The following is a 17856-nucleotide window of genomic DNA, read 5'->3' as shown; positions in this document are numbered from 1 at the left end:
GTCAAAGTTGGTCATCTGGGCACCATCTCAAGGCCCGTACTGACTACGGTTGCATCACCGCCACCTCCGTGCCAAACTTCCGCCCGCAATTTTAGGAGTCCATTATGTCAACAGAGATCTACAAAGAGTTCTACTTTGAAGCGGCCCATAGGCTGCCCCATGTGCCCGAGGGCCATAAATGTGGCAGGCTGCATGGTCATTCTTTCCTGGCCAGGATCTATATCCAGGGAGAAGTGGACGCCCACACCGGCTGGATCATGGACTTCGGCGATCTGAAAGCGGCCTTTAAGCCCATCTATGATCGCCTGGATCACCACTACCTGAATGATATCCCCGGGCTTGAGAACCCCACCAGCGAGGTTTTGGCCCGCTGGATCTGGGAGGAGCTCAAGCCCACTCTTCCGGAGCTCTCCATGGTGGAGATCAAGGAGACCTGCACCGCAGGTTGCCGCTACCGGGGAAAATAACCCACAAAAAAAGCAGCCAGTTGGCTGCTTTTTCTTTGGCCTGCCGACAGTTTTTGACATCGACTTGGCCGAAGTGTTCTCGGTGAAATACTCGGAATTACCTCATGGGTAGCTCGACATTGGCGAACATCTCATCCACCTGCTGCTGGTCCCGAAGCAGCTGAGCCTTTTCTACCCGCTCACGGGTGAGGTGGGGGGCAAACCGCTCCATAAACTCATACATATAGCTGCGCAGGAAGCTGCCTTTCCTGAAGCCGATCTTGGTGGTGTTGGGCTCGAACAGGTCACTGGCGTCCACCACCACCAGGTCACTGTCCTCCATCTCGTCCAGAGCCATGGTGGCCATGACGCCCACGCCCAGCCCCAGGCGCACATAGGTCTTAAGCACATCGGCACTGGTGGCGGAAAACACCACCCTGGGCTCCAGTCCCTGGGCGTTGAACGCCTTCTCCAGGGCACTGCTGCGATTGAAGCCAAACACATAGGTCACCAGGGGATACTGGGCGACGTCCGCCAGAGTGACCCGACTGGCAGAGGCCAGGGGGTGGTCACGGCGGAATACGATGGAGCGGTTCCAGTGATAGCAAGGCAGCATCAGCAGATCGTGATACATGTGCATCCCTTCGGTGGCGATGGCAAAATCGGCATCGCCCCGCACCGCCATCTCGCAGATCTGGTCCGGGGTGCCCTGGTGCATGTGCAGATTCACCTGAGGGTAACGCTCAATAAAGCCCTTGATCACCTCTGGCAGGGCATAACGTGCCTGGGTGTGGGTGGTGGCGATCACCAGATCGCCACGGTCCGGCTGGGTATACTCCCGGGCCACCTTCTTGATGCTCTCCACCTTGCCCAGCACTTCGGAGGCGATATCGATCACCTGCTGGCCCGCCGGCGTCACATGGGTCAGGTGTTTGCCACTGCGCCCGAAAATCTGGATCCCCAGCTCATCCTCCAGCATCCGCACCTGCTTGCTGATCCCCGGTTGTGAGGTATACAGGCTTTCCGCAGTGGCAGAAACGTTGAGGTTGTTGTTGAGGACTTCTACGATATAGCGCAACTGTTGCAGCTTCATGGGCTTCTCGACTATCTGAGCCTATTAATTCCTATTAGTTATAGCCAAAAGGCTTTTTGACATCAATCGGAATATGGTGTGACCTCCCATGACGGGATGCACATCAACCGACAATAGTGTAGCATTGACAAAAATTCTAACTCTTTGCTAAAGCATGTCATTTTTCGCCGTCGTCGTTATGGTCGTGGTTGCCCTGCTGGTGATCATCGCCATCAATCTGGTATATCAACATCATGAAGCCAAGGAAGCCCAGCGACGTAAGGAGCTGGCGCGACAGCGCGCGGTCATTGAAGAGACCGAGGAGATCCTCTCCCAGGCTGCGCTCATTCCCATGAGCAACGCCCTGCTGCAGACCCTGAATACCCGAATTCTCGATGCCCTGAACCAGTCCAAGCAGTTGGCTGGCGGCAGCAGCGAATTTGATGCCCGCATCAGCCACACCGTGGGCCAGCTGTCCGCCCTGGAAGCGGGCCAATTGGGCCAGGAGAGCATCGATCTGTTTCAGTTACCCAGCAACGAAAAGCAGACCCTGGTGCTGATCCAGACCCTGAAGAAGCTCAAACCCGTATTGCGTAATGAGCACAACAAGGGCCGCATGGCCGCTGAAGTGTTCACCGACGAAGAGCTAAAGGTAGACAAGCTGCAGCTGCGCATCCACATCGAAGTGCTGATGAACCGGGCACGCAACCTGGTCAACGCCCGCCAGCACGGCTCCGCCAAGATGCTGCTCTCCAAGATTACCCTGGCCCTGAACAACCAGGTACTGGCCGGCCCCGACTATCGGGCACGCATGCAGGCAAAAACCAATGAACTGCTGCAGGCGATTGAGGGTTCCAAGCAGGACCTGAGCAAGCAGAACAAGCCCAAGGATGACCTTGATGAGCTGTTCCAGCCGAAGAAAAAGTGGTAATCAAAAGGGGCCTGATGGCCCCTTTCCTTTTTTGAGCGTTCCCTCCCCCAGGTTCCAGATTGGGATCCCCATTCCAAATTCGTCACCCCTTCTTGCCGGTGGCCAGCCCCGGGAGTAGCATGGCCCTGCCTTCGGGCAACTATTCTCAGGGCGGGGTGAAACTCCCCACCGGCGGTATATCCCCTTCCAGGGATGAGCCCGCGAGCGCCTGCCTGCTGGCAGGGTCAGCAGATCTGGTGAGATGCCAGAGCCGACGGTCACAGTCCGGATGAAAGAGGATAGGCGTAACAGCCTCTTTGAGAGGACAAGTACGTCCGCACGGTGGAGCATCACTCCGCCTGCCGGGTCGTGGCCGCTTGCCACGACCTAATCCTGATGCCCTGATTCTGGTAACTAACGTATTTTTAAGGACCTACCATGAATCAGTCTCTACTTATCGGAACTCCCCACTCCCGTGTGGAAGCAGCCATTGACGCGCTGAAACAGGGCCAGGGCATCATCCTGGTGGATGATGAGGACCGAGAAAACGAAGGCGATGTTATCTTCGCCGCCGAAACCATCACCAAGGAACAGATGGCGCTGCTTATCCGCCACGGCTCCGGCATCGTCTGCCTGTGCCTGACCCCGGAACGGGTTGAGCAACTGGCCCTGCCCGCCATGGTGGCAGACAACAACAGCCGCAACCAGACCGCCTTCACCGTCTCCATCGAAGCCAAGGTCGGCGTCAGCACCGGCGTGTCCGCTTCTGACCGGGCGGTCACCGTCCGCACCGCCGTAGCCGAGGGCGCTCGCCCGGAAGATCTGGCCCGTCCAGGTCATGTCTTTCCCCTGCGTGCCCAGCCCGGGGGGGTACTCTCCCGCCGTGGCCACACCGAAGGTTCGGTGGATCTGGCCCGTCTGGCTGGCCTCTCACCGGCGGCGGTGATCTGCGAGCTGAATCACGACGACGGTGAGATGATGCGCCTACCGGCCCTGGCAGAGTTCGCCAAAGCTCGTCAAATGCCTCTGTTGACCATTGAGGACCTGGTGGCATACCGAGTTCAACTGGAGCGCCAAAGCGCCTGAGAATGCCGCTGAGGCGCTTACAGGCACAAAAAAGCCCGCTGACTGCAGCGGGCTTTTTAGTTTCTTAGTGAAAAAGCGGTGATCAGGCTTTCTTCTTCGCCGGGGCACGCTTCTTGGTCTGCTCCTCGACCCACTTGCCTTCGATGTACTTGGCGGTCCAGCCTGTGGCCTTGCCATTAACCTCGGTGGCCACGTACTGCTCCTTGGTTTTACGGCTGAACTTCACCACGGCCAGGTTGCCATCACCATCTTTGGCCGGAGCCTCGGTCAGGTAGTGGAACTTGGGCGAGATGCGATCCTTGAAGCGAACCAGCTCCTCCACCTTGGGTGCGCGGGTCTCCCGGCTCTTGGGGAAGGTGCTGGCAGCCAGGAACAGGCCGGCGGCGCCATCACGCAGCACGAAGTGCGCGTCGGACTTTTCGCAAGGCAGCTCGGGCAGTTGAACCGGATCCTCTTTCGGTGGAGCCACCTCACCGCTCTTGAGCAGCTTACGGGTGTTTTTGCAGTTCTCGGTGTTGGTGCAGGCGAAGTACTTACCGAAGCGGCCGTTCTTCAGCTCCATGTCGGCGCCGCAACGGTCACACTCGATGATGGGACCGTCATAGCCCTTGATCTTGAAGCTGCCCTTCTCCACCTCGTAGCCGCTGCAACTCGGGTTGTTACCACACACATGCAGCTTACGCTGTTCGTCGATCAGGTAGCTGTCCATGGCGGTGCCGCACTTGGGACAACGACGCTTGTGACGCAGGGCTTCGGTTTCCAGGTCCTCGCCTTCGAGTACCGCAACCGCTTCCTCACCCGGGGTGAGGTTGATGGTGGTCTTGCACCGCTCTTTCGGCGGCAGGCTGTAGCCGCTGCACCCCAGGAACACGCCTGTGGTGGCGGTACGAATGCCCATGGAGCGCTCACAGGTAGGACAGGGGATGTCGGTCAACACCATCTCGTTGCCCACCATGCCACCCTCGTCGGCGGGCAATCCGGCCTGATCCAGGCGCTGGGTGAAGCCGCCATAGAACTCGTTGAGCACCTGCTTCCAGTCGCGCTGGTCGTCGGCGATCTTATCCAGGGTCTGCTCCATCTCCGCGGTAAAGTCGTAGTTGAGCAGGTCAGTGAAGTTCTGCACCAGGCGGTCGGTGACGATCTCGCCCATCTTCTCGGCGAAGAATCGGCGGTTTTCCACCTTCACATAGCCCCGGTCCACGATGGTGGAGATGATGGAAGCGTAGGTGGAGGGGCGGCCGATACCGCGCTTCTCCAGCTCCTTCACCAGGGAGGCTTCGTTGAAGCGTGCCGGTGGCTTGGTGAAGTGCTGACGTGGATCCAGTTCCTTCAGGCTGAGGCTGTCCCCCACCTTGACCGGTGGCAGGATCAGATCCTCTTCGCCCTTGCGCCGCAACGGTGGCTGAACCGCGGTCCAACCGTCAAAGCGCATGATGCGGCCCTTGGCCTTGAGCTCATAGTCACCGGCGGTCACCGTCAGGGTGGTGGCGTCGTAACGGGCTTCGGTCATCTGGCAGGCCACAAACTGGCGCCAGATCAGGTCGTACAGGCGCTCGGCGTCACGCTCCATGCCGGAGAGGCCGTCGGCCTTCACGGTCACGTCGGAAGGACGAATCGCTTCGTGCGCTTCCTGGGCGCCCTCCTTGCTGCCATACACCTTGGGTGCCTCAGGCAGGTAGGCATCACCATGCCACTGCTGGATGTAATCACGACAGTTGGCCACCGCCTCTTTGGAGAGGTTGGTGGAGTCGGTACGCATGTAGGTGATGTAACCGGCCTCATACAGACGCTGAGCCAGGGTCATGGTCTTCTTCACCCCGAAGCCCAGACGGGTACTGGCCGCCTGCTGCAGGGTGGAGGTGATAAAGGGAGCCTGGGGACGGCTCTTACTGGGCTTATCCTCGCGGCCGGCGACGGTGTAGCCCGCGGCCTTCAGGGCGGCCACCGCGGCCATCGCCTCGGTCTCATTGCCCAGTTCCAGTTTATTCCCCTGGAAGCGGGCGACCTGCATCCGCAGGGCATCGCCTGAGGCGGAACCCAGATCGGCGTGCAGGTCCCAGAACTCTTCCGGCACGAAGGCGCGGATCTCACGCTCGCGCTCCACCAGCAGTCGCACCGCCACGGACTGAACCCGGCCCGCAGACAGGCCGCGGCCGATCTTCTTCCACAGCAGAGGCGACACCATGAAGCCCACCACCCGGTCGAGGAAACGACGGGCCTGCTGAGCGTTGACCCTGGCCTGATTCAGTTCCAGTGGGTGAGCAAAGGCTTCCTTGATGGCGCCCTTGGTGATCTCGTTGAACACCACCCGACGGTAGCGACTGTCGTCGCCGCCAATCACCTGCTGAAGATGCCAGGCGATCGCTTCCCCTTCGCGGTCCAAATCCGTTGCGAGGTAGACGTGGTCCGCCTTGGCAGCCAGGGTCTGAAGCTCCTTGACCACCTTCTCTTTGCCAGGCAGCACCTGGTAGTTGGCCTTCCAGTCGTGTTCCGGGTCGATGCCCATGCGGGCAATCAGTCCCTGATACTCACGCTCACGCTTGTAAGCGGCCTTGGCCTCCGGGGCCATCTTGCGCACTTCCGCGGCACTCTTGGCCGGGGCCGCTGACTCAGATTGACTGGCAGAGGTGGGCAAGTCACGGATGTGCCCCACCGAGGATTTCACGATGAAGTCTTTGCCGAGATATTTGTTAATGGTCTTCGCCTTGGCGGGCGACTCCACAATTACCAGTGATTTAGCCATGGCGGGGGTTAGGACACCTGTCTGCAAGCGGTTTATACAAAGTGGCTCCATATATAGAGGGAAGACCTGTGAGTTTCAAGCCTTGACCCCCAAGGAAGCCATCAGTTAGTCGAAATTTGTCCAATCGAGAATTTTTTTGGGACTAGATTCGCATATAAAAAAATTACTAATGCAATGAGGGAGGCAACGCAAGTAATAGTTATGCAGATGTTACATCTGAGCAGCAGTTCCCCCCTTGTCCATCACAGTTTGCGCCTTATACTGTTGACTTTCTTCACCTGCTTGTTCAGGCCCTCCCGGGCTCAGGCAGAGAGGTTTAACTATAAATAAGCAAAGGAATTTTCATGCGAGCTTTTGAAGCCAACTTCGATGGCCTGGTAGGCCCCACCCACAACTATGCCGGTCTCTCCTTTGGCAACGTTGCCTCCCAGTCCAACGCTCAGGCGGTTTCAAACCCCAGGGCCGCCGCCCTGCAGGGGCTGGATAAGATGCTCTCCGTCCAGCAGCTGGGCATGGTGCAGGGGGTATTGGCCCCCCAGCAGCGCCCCGACATCCACACCCTGAAGCAGTTGGGCTTCTCCGGCAGTGACGGTGAGATCCTGCAGAAAGCCTTCGATACCGCTCCTCACCTGCTGATGGCCTGTTACTCCGCCTCCAGCATGTGGACCGCCAACGCCGCCACCGTCTCACCCAGTGCCGACAGTGCCGACGGCAAGGTCCACTTCACCCCGGCCAATCTGGTGAACAAATTCCACCGGGCCATCGAGCATGGGGTGACCGGACGCATCCTCAAGGCCACCTTTGTCGACCAACAGAGGTTCGCCCACCACCACGCCCTCCCCGCTCATGAGATGTTCGGCGATGAGGGGGCCGCCAACCATACCCGACTGTGCCGGGACTACGGCCAGCAGGGGGTTCAGCTGTTTGTCTATGGCCAGCACGGCTCGGATCCCACCGCCCCCAAGCCCAGCCTCTATCCGGCCCGTCAGACCCTGGAAGCCAGTCAGGCGGTGGCCAGGCTGCACCAGCTGAATGAAGACAACACCGTCTTTATCCAGCAGAACCCGGATGTCATTGACCAGGGGGTGTTCCACAACGATGTGATCGCCGTGGGCAACCACAACGTGCTGTTCTACCATGAGCAGGCTTTCCTCGACACCCAGTCCAAGCTGGAGGAGGTGCGCCGCAAGTTCGGCGAGGGCGAACTGCACTTTATCAAGGTGCCCACCGAGGCGGTCAGCATCGACAACGCGGTCAGGAGCTACCTGTTCAATACCCAGATCCTCACCCTGCCCAGCGGTGAGATGGTGATCATTGCCCCCACCGAGTGCCAGGAAAATGCCCAGGTGGCAGCCTACCTGGAGACCCTGGTGGCCCAGAACAACCCCATCGCCAAGGTGCTCTATTTCAACGTCAAGCAGAGCATGCAAAATGGGGGTGGCCCAGCCTGTCTGCGCCTGAGGGTGGCGATGAACGAGCAGGAGCTGGCCGGAGTGAATCAGGCAACGCTGATCAACCAGGCCAGCCACGCCAGCCTGAGTGCCTGGGTCAGCAAGCATTATCGCGACCAGCTGACCCTGGATGACCTGCGTGACCCGTCCCTGCTGAACGAATCCCTCACCGCTTTGGACGAGCTGACTCAGCTGCTGAAACTGGGCAGCGTCTACCCCTTCCAGCGGGGATAACCCCTTCAGCAGGGCGATGCCGTCCCCCCAAGCGACGGCATCGCCCTATACCGACAGCATCTGCGCCTCAGCGGGCCTCAAGGTGCCTGACACAAAAAAGCGGCCCCATTTGGGGCCGCTTCTTCTCTCTCTCAATTCCCTAGGGCATTACAGCAGGGCTGGAATACCGGGCAGCTGACCAACCAGGGCCAGGGCGCCTACACAGATAACGAAGGCGATCAGAGGGATAACCAGACGGTCAGCGGTGGACAGCTGAGCGGAACGCTCCTTGTCACCAATCAGGCCCAGGTTATCCAGCAGCATGGTCAGAGCCCAACCAAATACTGGGTTTACGAAGGCACAGGAGAACATGCACACACCGGCGCTCTGGGCGCTCTGATTGTCACGTACCATCTGCATGCCCGCTTCCAGCAGAGGCAGGAATACACCTACCAGCAGGGCCACACGCAGTACAGGCTCCCACATGGCCAGGTCCATGGGGTAACCCAGGACAGCAGCCAGCACACACATCACACCGGTCAGCAGGGCGCCGCCAGGGATAGGACGCTTGGCGATGGCCGCAGGGATCATGTAGGTACCCCAGGAGGAGGCCAGGTTACCGCCGCCCAGCACAGAACCTACGATCTGACGGATGGAGCACACGGTCATGGTGTCGTCCACGTTCATCAGAACGCCTTTGGCCTTCTTGGGATAGTTCAGCTCCTGGAATACGCGGTGGCCCAGGAAATCAGGGGACCACATGGCAACCGCCAGGATGGCAAAAGGAATTACCGCAACAAAGTGGCTCAGCTCAGGCCAGCCCATCTGCCAGCCGGTGTTCTCACCCCACCAGAAGAAGGGGCTCAGCGGCGGCAGACCGGGTTCGGTAACGAACTCGAACGGCGTGCCCATGGCCCAGGCAACGACACCGGCCAGGAAGGAACACAGAGGAATCGCCAACCAGCGCATCTTCACGCGAGCCAGGTAGGCGTAGATCACTACGGTGGCAAAGATAACCCCGAAGGACACGTAGCCCATGCCGATGCCAGAGGACCAGGCTTCGAGCTTGGTGATCTGACCAACCAGACCGATGGCGCCCAGGTAGATGAGCAGGCCGCCCTTCACCCCTTCGCCGGTCATGGTCACCAGTCGGGAACCGCCCTTACTCCAACTGAGCAGCAAGCCGAAGACGCCCACCATGATCCCCAGCGCCAGTGGGTGACCACCCGCCGCAGCAATCAGAGGAATCAACGGAATCATCGGACCGTGGGTACCGGCCAGGTTGGTGTTGGGGTTCAGGATGGCTGAGAAGACGACTGCGAACAGCACACCCGCAATCAGCAGCTCGTAACGCACGTTTTCGGCGATGAACTCGGGAGACAGACCGAACTGGGCAGCAAAGGCCGCTGCCATGGCAGTCACCATCACCACCTTACCGATGGTGGCGGCGAGAGCCGGGATCAGATCTTCGAATTCAATGCCGAAATCGCGAAACGGCAGGTGCACACGCCAGCGCCGGAAGTTCATGATGGTCAGTTCGTTTTCGAGATAGCTCTGACGATTCTCGAAGGAACTGGCCGGCTTATGGCGATCCTTATAGGAAGCAGTTTGTGTTGACATCGATAACCTCTGGGGATTAATCCAACAGTTAGCTGGAGAAATGGCTGACCACTATTTCCGCAACAGTCGGCTTACATTTCATTTTCGTTGTCGACGAATTCTAGTTAGACGCATTCTGCAAATCAAACAGTGGAATTCAGGCTCTAATTTCATCAAAACTTTATCGACGCAGATTCACCCAAAGGGCCAAATACCTAAATCTGACACTTAAATTCTTTAAATATCAGAGACATAATTTTGTTTAACGACCAATATAACCAAAAGTTAGTTTGTGATAGATTGTGCCTATAATCGAATGTATATCAATGAATTAGCAAAAAACCATGTAACCCAATTGTAACGAAGGCTCTTTTTTAACTTGAAGTGGGTCACGAAATTTAGCAGTGGATGATCTGGTTCGAAAAAGGCCGTGGGATTGAGGAAACCGCGCGGCTCAAAAGGGAGTCAACCAGAAGTTAAATGTGATCTTCAGCGGGCAAACTTGAATTATCTTGCCAAAGATCACAATTATGACATCTCGCATAATCCTTTTATTACTCATGCGGGTTGTCTGTTTACCTTTCAGGCAGTTCGGTGGATTCAGGTCGATCTCGCCCCGGTTCAGCAACAGAGGCAAACCAGCTTTGTGACAAATCAAACCATTAGCCAACAGATACTGAGAATGCCCTTTTGCCTCTACTCAAAACGTTCAGGCAAAAAAAATCCCCGCCGAAGCGGGGATTGCTATTAACTCTTGATTTACAACGATTTTACGTTGCGCTGCATATAGTCGGAGAACTGCTCAAACAGAGCATTCATCAGTTCGCCGTCCAAGGCAACGCCATCGGCGTCCTGCAGCAGAATCTGAGTGCCCTGCGCCACTTCGGTCAGCTTGACACGGTAAGCACCTGAGGTCAGTGCCAGAATGTCGTTATTGCCCCACAGGTTGGCCCAGAAGCCTTCGTTAGGGTCATAGTCCACGTAATAGGTGCCCTGGCTCTTGTCCAGGTCCTTCACGGTAAACCCAAGCACCGGCAGCACCCGGTCCAAACGGCTCCACACCCGCTCGAAGCCGGCTTGGGTTTCAAAGGTGGTATTGCCGTCGGCGTCTGTGGCCAGGCTCAGAGCCATCCCTTCCGCACGCTCCAGGTCCCGCAGCTTGTTTTGCTGGGTCTGCTTGAAGTTCATGTAGGAGATGGCGTTGTTCAGCATGTCGATGGTGTAACGACGCTTATCCGAATCGGTCAGGGCGATATCCTGATCCTGCTGGTCAACAAACTCCTCGTGATCCAGCAGCTCAATGGTCAGGGAGCCGGTATGGCCATTATCGCGGACCTGCACCTCAAAGCCATAACGCTGACGCAGCTTGTACTGCTCCTTGCTCCACCAGGAGCCTCCCAGTTCTTCAACCACCTCGATCCAGTCGGTATCCACCCTACCCTGAAGGTCATCCTGACTGGCAATGCCAATATTCTTGTGGCCGAGGAATTCGCTCAGGTTGGTCATGATCTGCTCTTTCAGATTGACCTCGTCCCGCTGATTTTCGAGCAGTACGGTGACGCTGTCGGCGCTCTCCTGCAGCCGCACCCCTTCGCCCAGGGGCAGCACCTGAAGTGGAGAACGAACATCAATCCTGGCACCCAGAATCCGGTCACCAGTGGCGGGAGCAGGAATCACGTACTCACTGCTCACCTTGGGGGATTTCAGCCCTTCGGGCACCACCAGAGGCACCGGCTCAGGCTGCTCCAGGTAGTTGTAGTTGCCCTCGGCCTGACGCCGCTCAAGAGGAGTGGAACACCCGGCCAGTGCCGATACCACCAGCACCCCCAATAAAACTCGCTTCATTCTTTTTTCCTTTTTATAGGGCACCGGCCTGGGCCAGTGCTTGGCGCACCGTGTCGTGATGCGCTTCGGACAATGTTGTCAGCGGCAGACGCAGGTCTGCCAGGGGCATCTTGCCCATCTCAGCCAGGGCCCACTTAACAGGGATGGGGTTGGCTTCTGTAAACAGGGCACTGTAGAGCCCTGTCATCTTGTCGTTTTGCTCGGCTGCTGCAGCGCGATCACCTTCCGCGGCGGCGGCGCACATCGCCTTAAACACGCCAGGCACCACATTGTTGGTCACGGAGATCACCCCGTGGCCACCGAGGAGGATAAACTCCATGGCCGTCGGATCATCACCACTGAGCAGGAGGAAATCTTCCCGGCAGAGCTCTTTGAGCTTGGCCACCCTGGACAGGTCTCCAGTAGCCTCTTTGATTCCAATAATCCCAGGAAGTTTCGACAACTCTGCCGCCGTTTCCGGCAACAGGTCACAACAGGTTCTGCCAGGGACGTTGTACAGGATGATGGGCTTGGCAGCCACTTCGGCAATGGCACTGTAGTGGGCTATCAGGCCAGCCTGCGTCGGCTTGTTGTAGTAAGGGGTCACAGACAGGGTACCGTCCACGCCCGCAGCCTCACAGGCCAGGGTCAGGTCGATCGCTTCCTGAGTGGCGTTGGCACCGGCACCGCCGATCACCTTGACCCGACCGTCCACGGCTTTGACCACCGCTTCCACCACTTCTATATGCTCTTTCGGGTTCAGAGTCGCGGACTCACCTGTGGTCCCCACCGCCACGATGGCATCGGTTCCCTGCTCGATATGAAACTCAACCAACGCGTTCAAGGCGTTGAAATCGACGGCGCCATCCTCATTAAATGGGGTGACCAAGGCAACAATACTTCCGCTAAACATCTTTCGAATTCCCTAGACCATTGAGCAAGCTATGGTACTTGTGGCCAGGGACATTGACAAGGTCAGGGACCGCCAGGGCGGGCCCCGGTTCGATGGACTGCACCGGTCGCGGTTAACTCATAACCTTTATTGATAAGTTTTTCTCATGATTGGAGGGAAACAACTGTGCTAGGATGATTGACCGATATAAAAGCAATAACAAGTTATTACCTGCCAAGTAAGGACCACCATGACCCAGTATCTTGCGGTAACGGCTATGGGGACCGACCGTCCTGGCATAGTTAATCAGTTGGCCAAACTCACCGCCAGTTGTGACTGCGACATCATCGACAGCCGCATGGCGACTTACGGCAATGAGTTCAACCTGATTATGCTGGTAGCGGGCAGTCACACTGCCATTACTCTGATGGAAAACCAGTTACCCGCCAAGGCGGCGGAACTGGACCTGCTCACCATCACCAAGCGAACCAGTGAACACGTTCCACAAAACCACATTGCCCGTCTGGCGGTTGAGTACTCCGGTGAAAACCGCCGCGGAACCATGAAGCAGATCACCCAGTGCCTGGAAGATCTGGGCCAGGATCTGGCTGGAATGCGGACTCATGCAGATGCCGACGAGAATGGCACAGCACTGCAGCAGTTGGAGCTGTTCATCAATATCCCCGAGGGTACCGACACCGACCATCTGGAGGTGCAACTGAGGGAACTGGGTGATCAGATCGGCCTGGATTGCCGTATACGGCGAATGGATCTCAACGAAAACACCAACTAGGGACGTTATGCAACCACTTCAACCCGGTGCTCAGGCACCAGAGTTCACTCTGCACAACCAGAACGATGAAGCGATCAGCCTGGCGAACCTTCGCGGCAAACGGGTTCTGGTGTACTTCTACCCCAAGGCGATGACCCCCGGCTGCACGGTACAGGCCTGCAGCCTGAGGGACACCAAGGCAGAGCTGGAAGCCCTCAATACCGTGGTCCTGGGGATCAGCCCGGACCCGGTGAAACGCCTGACCAAGTTTATCGAACGAGACAACCTCAACTTCGATCTGCTCTCCGACGAAGACCATGCGGTGGCCGACCTGTTTGGCGTCTGGGGCCCCAAGAAGTTTATGGGCAGAGAATACGATGGCATCCACCGCCTCAGCTTCCTCATCGACGAGGAGGGCAAGGTGGCTCACAGGTTTGATAAGTTCAAAACCAAAGATCATCACGACGTGGTGCTGAACTACCTCAAAGAGCTCTGAGCTCAGAGATAAAAAAACCCGCCAACCGGCGGGTTTTTTCTGACTGGCGCCACTGATTAACCAGCGGTGCGGCCGTCATCATGACAGGCATCACAAGCAGGACGGGAGCCCACTTCATCTTCATGCATCATGTGACAGTCGGTGCACTCCAGCATACCGTCGTGGGCAGGGTGTGGAGCTTCCATATCCGCCAGGCCACCGTGACAGTCGGCACAGGCAGCAGCTTCGTGGGCACCATCTTCAGAAGGCGCACCATCGGCATGGCAGGTTTCGCAGCCGGACATCTCGGCATGCATATCGGCCAGTACGTCGGCAGCGGCGGCACTGAAGGCCAGCCCCATGCCAAACATGGCGCACAGCAGTTGCTTAAACATTATTCTCATCCTCACACGCATTAAAGGCGGTCAGACCGCCAGTTTTTTTCTTGTCTCCAACTAAGCTAGTTGATCAATATCAACCCTGCAATCGGAGGCCGGCTAACTTTATCAGCTAAGCACCGGGGAAAATGCCGCTCAGATCAAAAAAGGAGGGGGAAATTTGTTGCAGGTGTCTAAATTTACAAACTAATTCTATTTGGCTCATAGAATGAAAACAGGCGGCCCCTGGGCCGCCTGTTGTGTCGGATTACCACCGTTTTTTACGCAGAAGCCTGCAGTTCGGCGATTCGCTTCTCCAGTGGCGGATGGCTCATCAGCAATTCGCTCATGCTCTTCTTACCGCTGATGCCAAAGGCGGCCATGGTCGCCGGCATCTGACTTTCCTGGCCACCGCGCAGTCGCTCCAGGGCGGCAATCATCTTGTGACGACCGGCCAGGGCGGCACCTCCGGCGTCGGCTCGGTACTCGCGCTGGCGAGAGTAGTACATGACGATAAACGAGGCCAGAATGCCAAACACCATCTCCAACACCATGGAGACCAGGAAATAGGTCATATAACTGGCTTCTTCGCCACTGCCCTCTTCGTCTCCGCCAATCACATTACTGACGGTGCCGGCGATCAACCGGGCGATGAAGATCACAAAGGTGTTTACCACTCCCTGGATCAGCGCCATGGTCACCATATCGCCGTTGGCGACGTGGCTGACTTCGTGGGCCAGTACCGCTTCAACCTCATCCCGGTTCATGCCGTAAAGCAGACCGGTGGATACCGCCACCAGAGAGTTGTTACGGCTTGGCCCTGTGGCAAAAGCATTCATATCAGGGGAGGAGTAAACCGCCACCTCCGGCATCTTGATGCCACTGCGACGCGCCTGGTCGGCCACGGTGTCCAGCAGCCAGGCTTCGGTCTCATCCCTGGCCTGTTCAATCACCTGCAGGCCCATGGAGCGCTTGGCAATCCACTTGGACATCTGCAGAGACAGAAGGGAACCACCAAAGCCAAACACCAGAGCCAGCATCAGGATGCCGCCCATGCTGTGGAACTCAATCCCCAGTGCCGACGTCAGCACGGACAGAACAATACCCAACACCAGCACCACAGCCAGGTTAGTCGCCAGGAACAACAGTATGCGTTTCATTGATTCTCCTAAAAACACAAGGTTCAAAGGTGGCCACTCCGGCCACCCCTGTATAGACACTATTTGGGGGTAAAGAGTCCCCTCTTCAAGGCCTTGTATCTACGGAAAAGTTACACCAACACCTCGGCAATGCCGATTGTTTTGCAACTTATCCTTGAAAAGGACAGTGTATACAGAAAAGGCTGAACCCCGGCTTTCACACCCAGGCGGCCAGACAAGAAAAAGCCACCGTTGGGGGCGGTGGCTTTTGACAGTGGTTTGGGAAACCAAATTGTATCGAAATACAGTATATGCCACAGAACTCATTGTTCAACCACAAGATGCGCCACACCATAACTTTTGGCCTATATTTATATAACAATTAGTTCTCATGTTGCTGGCAGCTTGGCATCCTGCCCTATCCTTTTGATCCCTAAACGTTTTTAATCTTTCTGGAATTGTTGCAGACATCTTGTGGTTTTGGCTTTATTATCAGATGGATAGCGCCAATTAAGGAATCAGCTCCATGAGTCAGTCCATCCTGCTGCTGAGCAGCTCCCGAGCCGGGGATACCCCCTACCTGAGCCACGCCCTGCCCATGCTGGAAAAGATGATGAGCCCCGGCAGTCGCTGGTTGTTCATCCCCTATGCTGGCGTCAGCATCAGCTACGATGATTATCATCAGAAGGTGGTGGAGGCCTTGGGTGGCCTTGGCTGCCAACTGGTCAGTGCCCACGAAACCCCAGACCCGGTGGTCGCCCTGGAAGAGGTTGACGGCGTGATTGTCGGCGGGGGCAACACCTTCCATCTGCTGCATGAGCTTTATCGCCATGGCCTGGTGGAGGCGATTCGCGACAAGGTGAACAACGGCATGCCCTACATTGGCTGGAGCGCAGGCTCCAACGTGGCAGGCAAGTCGATTCGCACCACCAACGACATGCCCATCATCGAACCCCCCAGCTTCGACGCACTGAACCTGGTGCCCTTCCAGGTAAACCCCCACTACACCGACTACCAGCCTCCGGGTCACAACGGCGAGACCCGCGCCGACCGTCTGCGGGAATTTACCTGTGTCGACCCCCTCTCCCCGGTTGTGGGGATCTGCGAAGGCAGCGCCATCCGCCGTCAGGGAGACGCCCTGGTGCTTCAGGGAGAGCTGGATGCCTACCTGTTTGAAGGCACCACTCAGAAACAGCCCATCGAGCCGGGCAGCGACATCAGCTTCCTGCTGTAACCCTCCTCCTCAAACACAAAGAGGGCTCATTGCGAGCCCTCTTTGTGTTTCTGTCTGACAGTTCGATGGCGTCAGCGCCCCAACAGCATTTCCAGGGACTGTCCGCCGGCAATGGCCGATACCAATCTGGGCACCATCTCGCCGGCCCTGCCCTGCATATGGTATTGGAACTGGCTGTGTACCTCTGAGGGCTCCAGGTTCACCTCAACGGTGTAGGCGTGGGCCTGGCTGGCCATCTCCACAAAGCCTGCAGCAGGGTAGACCGTTCCTGAGGTGCCGATGGAGATGAAGAGATCGCAGTCAGACAGGGACTGATAGATGCGATTCAACTGCAGGGGCATCTCACCAAACCACACCACATGGGGACGCAGGGGTTCACCGGGAATACAGCAGGTGCAACAATTGTCTTCGGCAAAGGGTTGCGCCATGGGAAACACCTGCTGACTGCGGGGACACCTTGCCTTGGCCAACTCGCCGTGCATGTGAATCACCCGGCGGCTGCCGGCGCGCTCATGTAGGTTGTCGATATTCTGGGTAATCAGGGTCAGTTCAACCCCCTCCAGGGCCTCCAGTTCGGAGAGCGCCAGGTGAGCCGGATTGGGCTCGACCTGGCCGTTTCTTAACTGGTCCCAGCGGGCGTTGTAGAACGCGCGCACCAGCTCCGGATTGCGCTCATACCCCTCAGGGGTGGCCACATCCTCAATGTTGTGCTGCTCCCAAAGACCATCTTCGGCGCGAAAGGTCTTAAGGCCGGACTCGGCGGAGATGCCGGCCCCGGTAAGTACCACTATCTTTTTATACATCCTGTCTTCCCTGAGGTGACACAATCGAGCTGACGTCAGGAAGTGAGCCAGTTCTCACTCCCTTTTTACCCTGTCGGTGCGTCAGATTCCAGTTTGGTGAAAATTTCCCCCCTTTCCGGAGTGTTATTTGCTTTTTCCAGCGGCACTTTTTGCCATAACCTCCGGATATTCGCAAATACCTGCATTATCGAAGGTTTAATGTTGAAGGCAAGCTACCTATAATGGTCTAATTAGTAAATGTCAGCCCACTGACTTCAAGCAAGAGAATGCTATGACGGACGAAAACCAAGCACTAAAGAAAGCTGGACTGAAGGTCACCCTGCCCAGAGTTAAAATTCTGGAGTTGTTGCAGCACCCAGGCAATCAACACATCAGCGCAGAAGACCTTTACAAGCTTCTGCTGGACCAGGGAGAGGAGATCGGCTTGGCAACGGTCTACCGGGTTCTCAACCAGTTTGACGATGCCGGTATCGTGACCCGCCACCATTTCGAAAGCGGTAAAGCGGTGTTTGAACTGGCGACTCAACATCATCACGACCATCTGGTTTGCCTCGATTGCGGCAAAGTGGTGGAGTTCAGTGATGAGGTGATTGAGCAACGTCAGCACGAGATTGCTCAAAAGCACAACATTAAACTGACCAACCACAGTCTCTATCTGTACGGCGTCAGCACCGACGGCAAGTGTAACCACTGAGTCGTCACAACAGGCATAAAAAAAGCGGAGCCGCGGCTCCGCTTTTTTTAGGTTCATCGCGCATTACCGGGAAAAGCGGCTCGTATCTTCAGGAAGAAGTAGTCGCTGTCCCGGTATCCGTAGGCC

The 17856-nt window shown here is 57.0% G+C and carries 16 protein-coding genes and 1 riboswitch; of the genes, 8 read left to right on the top strand and 8 right to left on the bottom strand.

Annotated elements, in window-relative coordinates:
- Positions 1–104: 104 nt before the first annotated feature.
- Positions 105–467 carry a 6-carboxytetrahydropterin synthase QueD gene (queD, locus tag ACN0RV_RS16865; RefSeq protein WP_417349407.1) on the top strand — a complete coding sequence of 121 codons (363 nt, stop codon included), beginning with the start codon at positions 105–107 and terminating at the stop codon, positions 465–467.
- A gap of 97 nt (positions 468–564) precedes the next feature.
- On the opposite strand, the gene cysB is transcribed toward queD, so the two are convergent.
- Positions 565–1539 (bottom strand): HTH-type transcriptional regulator CysB, encoded by a 975-nt coding sequence (cysB, locus tag ACN0RV_RS16860; RefSeq protein ID WP_028108827.1) that lies wholly within the window; start codon positions 1537–1539, stop codon positions 565–567.
- Between the two features lie 154 nt (positions 1540–1693).
- On the opposite strand from cysB, the gene ACN0RV_RS16855 reads away from it, so the two are divergent.
- Together ACN0RV_RS16855 and ribB are read left to right on the top strand one after the other, a co-directional pair.
- A complete protein-coding gene (locus tag ACN0RV_RS16855) occupies positions 1694–2449 on the top strand; it encodes a hypothetical protein (RefSeq protein WP_417349404.1) in 756 nt (251 codons plus the stop codon).
- A gap of 137 nt (positions 2450–2586) precedes the next feature.
- Positions 2587–2733, top strand: a riboswitch (FMN riboswitch).
- A 133-nt stretch (positions 2734–2866) separates the two neighbouring features.
- Positions 2867–3514: a 3,4-dihydroxy-2-butanone-4-phosphate synthase gene (gene ribB, locus ACN0RV_RS16850; RefSeq protein ID WP_417349403.1), complete on the top strand. Its 648-nt coding sequence runs from the start codon at positions 2867–2869 to the stop codon at positions 3512–3514.
- An 82-nt stretch (positions 3515–3596) separates the two neighbouring features.
- On the opposite strand, the gene topA is transcribed toward ribB, so the two are convergent.
- A complete protein-coding gene (gene topA, locus ACN0RV_RS16845; RefSeq protein WP_417349402.1) occupies positions 3597–6257 on the bottom strand; it encodes a type I DNA topoisomerase in 2661 nt (886 codons plus the stop codon).
- A 344-nt stretch (positions 6258–6601) separates the two neighbouring features.
- On the opposite strand from topA, the gene astB reads away from it, so the two are divergent.
- Complete coding sequence (gene astB / locus ACN0RV_RS16840; RefSeq protein ID WP_417349400.1) at positions 6602–7942, top strand: N-succinylarginine dihydrolase; 1341 nt, start codon at positions 6602–6604, stop codon at positions 7940–7942.
- Between the two features lie 147 nt (positions 7943–8089).
- Here the strand turns inward: astB and ACN0RV_RS16835 are convergent, their stop codons facing one another.
- The 3 genes from ACN0RV_RS16835 to dapA form a co-directional block, all read right to left on the bottom strand.
- Positions 8090–9541: a DUF3360 family protein gene (locus tag ACN0RV_RS16835; RefSeq protein WP_417349398.1), complete on the bottom strand. Its 1452-nt coding sequence runs from the start codon at positions 9539–9541 to the stop codon at positions 8090–8092.
- Between the two features lie 738 nt (positions 9542–10279).
- On the bottom strand, positions 10280–11365 hold the full coding sequence (gene bamC, locus ACN0RV_RS16830) for an outer membrane protein assembly factor BamC (protein WP_417349397.1): 1086 nt from the start codon (positions 11363–11365) through the stop codon (positions 10280–10282).
- Positions 11366–11378: 13 nt separating this feature from the next.
- A complete protein-coding gene (gene dapA, locus ACN0RV_RS16825; RefSeq protein ID WP_417349395.1) occupies positions 11379–12257 on the bottom strand; it encodes a 4-hydroxy-tetrahydrodipicolinate synthase in 879 nt (292 codons plus the stop codon).
- 229 nt (positions 12258–12486) lie between these two features.
- Between dapA and ACN0RV_RS16820 the strand changes: the two genes are divergently transcribed.
- Together ACN0RV_RS16820 and bcp are read left to right on the top strand one after the other, a co-directional pair.
- Entirely contained in the window at positions 12487–13029 is a 543-nt protein-coding gene (locus tag ACN0RV_RS16820; protein WP_417349394.1) for a glycine cleavage system protein R, read from the top strand.
- Positions 13030–13036: 7 nt separating this feature from the next.
- Positions 13037–13504, top strand: a complete 468-nt coding sequence (gene bcp, locus ACN0RV_RS16815; protein ID WP_417349392.1) for a thioredoxin-dependent thiol peroxidase — start codon at positions 13037–13039, stop codon at positions 13502–13504.
- A gap of 56 nt (positions 13505–13560) precedes the next feature.
- On the opposite strand, the gene ACN0RV_RS16810 is transcribed toward bcp, so the two are convergent.
- Together ACN0RV_RS16810 and htpX are read right to left on the bottom strand one after the other, a co-directional pair.
- Entirely contained in the window at positions 13561–13878 is a 318-nt protein-coding gene (locus ACN0RV_RS16810; RefSeq protein ID WP_028108817.1) for a cytochrome c3 family protein, read from the bottom strand.
- 263 nt (positions 13879–14141) lie between these two features.
- Positions 14142–15020 carry a protease HtpX gene (gene htpX, locus ACN0RV_RS16805; protein ID WP_028108816.1) on the bottom strand — a complete coding sequence of 293 codons (879 nt, stop codon included), beginning with the start codon at positions 15018–15020 and terminating at the stop codon, positions 14142–14144.
- A gap of 505 nt (positions 15021–15525) precedes the next feature.
- Here htpX and pepE point away from each other — a divergent pair.
- Positions 15526–16233 carry a dipeptidase PepE gene (gene pepE / locus ACN0RV_RS16800; RefSeq protein WP_417349390.1) on the top strand — a complete coding sequence of 236 codons (708 nt, stop codon included), beginning with the start codon at positions 15526–15528 and terminating at the stop codon, positions 16231–16233.
- Between the two features lie 71 nt (positions 16234–16304).
- On the opposite strand, the gene cobB is transcribed toward pepE, so the two are convergent.
- Entirely contained in the window at positions 16305–17036 is a 732-nt protein-coding gene (cobB, locus tag ACN0RV_RS16795; protein ID WP_417349389.1) for a Sir2 family NAD+-dependent deacetylase, read from the bottom strand.
- A 271-nt stretch (positions 17037–17307) separates the two neighbouring features.
- Here cobB and fur point away from each other — a divergent pair, with 271 nt between their 5' ends.
- Positions 17308–17730, top strand: coding sequence for a ferric iron uptake transcriptional regulator (gene fur, locus ACN0RV_RS16790; protein ID WP_028108813.1), 423 nt, complete (start codon positions 17308–17310; stop codon positions 17728–17730).
- Positions 17731–17856: the final 126 nt, after the last annotated feature.

This window comes from Ferrimonas sp., from assembly GCF_048263965.1.
GTDB lineage: Bacteria > Pseudomonadota > Gammaproteobacteria > Enterobacterales > Shewanellaceae > Ferrimonas.
Note: the sequence above shows the minus strand (reverse complement) of the source record. Positions and strands in the feature narration are given on the sequence as shown.

What these genes read in the sequence shown, in the direction of transcription:
- bcp (WP_417349392.1), top strand. Translation starts at nt 13,037, where the DNA reads ATGCAACCACTTCAACCCGGTGCTCAGGCACCAGAGTTCACTCTGCAC.
- ribB (WP_417349403.1), top strand. Translation starts at nt 2,867, where the DNA reads ATGAATCAGTCTCTACTTATCGGAACTCCCCACTCCCGTGTGGAAGCA.
- ACN0RV_RS16855 (WP_417349404.1), top strand. Translation starts at nt 1,694, where the DNA reads ATGTCATTTTTCGCCGTCGTCGTTATGGTCGTGGTTGCCCTGCTGGTG.
- ACN0RV_RS16820 (WP_417349394.1), top strand. Translation starts at nt 12,487, where the DNA reads ATGACCCAGTATCTTGCGGTAACGGCTATGGGGACCGACCGTCCTGGC.
- cobB (WP_417349389.1), bottom strand. Translation starts at nt 17,036, where the DNA reads ATGTATAAAAAGATAGTGGTACTTACCGGGGCCGGCATCTCCGCCGAG.
- bamC (WP_417349397.1), bottom strand. Translation starts at nt 11,365, where the DNA reads ATGAAGCGAGTTTTATTGGGGGTGCTGGTGGTATCGGCACTGGCCGGG.
- astB (WP_417349400.1), top strand. Translation starts at nt 6,602, where the DNA reads ATGCGAGCTTTTGAAGCCAACTTCGATGGCCTGGTAGGCCCCACCCAC.
- cysB (WP_028108827.1), bottom strand. Translation starts at nt 1,539, where the DNA reads ATGAAGCTGCAACAGTTGCGCTATATCGTAGAAGTCCTCAACAACAAC.
- dapA (WP_417349395.1), bottom strand. Translation starts at nt 12,257, where the DNA reads ATGTTTAGCGGAAGTATTGTTGCCTTGGTCACCCCATTTAATGAGGAT.
- ACN0RV_RS16835 (WP_417349398.1), bottom strand. Translation starts at nt 9,541, where the DNA reads ATGTCAACACAAACTGCTTCCTATAAGGATCGCCATAAGCCGGCCAGT.
- fur (WP_028108813.1), top strand. Translation starts at nt 17,308, where the DNA reads ATGACGGACGAAAACCAAGCACTAAAGAAAGCTGGACTGAAGGTCACC.
- pepE (WP_417349390.1), top strand. Translation starts at nt 15,526, where the DNA reads ATGAGTCAGTCCATCCTGCTGCTGAGCAGCTCCCGAGCCGGGGATACC.
- htpX (WP_028108816.1), bottom strand. Translation starts at nt 15,020, where the DNA reads ATGAAACGCATACTGTTGTTCCTGGCGACTAACCTGGCTGTGGTGCTG.
- ACN0RV_RS16810 (WP_028108817.1), bottom strand. Translation starts at nt 13,878, where the DNA reads ATGTTTAAGCAACTGCTGTGCGCCATGTTTGGCATGGGGCTGGCCTTC.
- topA (WP_417349402.1), bottom strand. Translation starts at nt 6,257, where the DNA reads ATGGCTAAATCACTGGTAATTGTGGAGTCGCCCGCCAAGGCGAAGACC.
- queD (WP_417349407.1), top strand. Translation starts at nt 105, where the DNA reads ATGTCAACAGAGATCTACAAAGAGTTCTACTTTGAAGCGGCCCATAGG.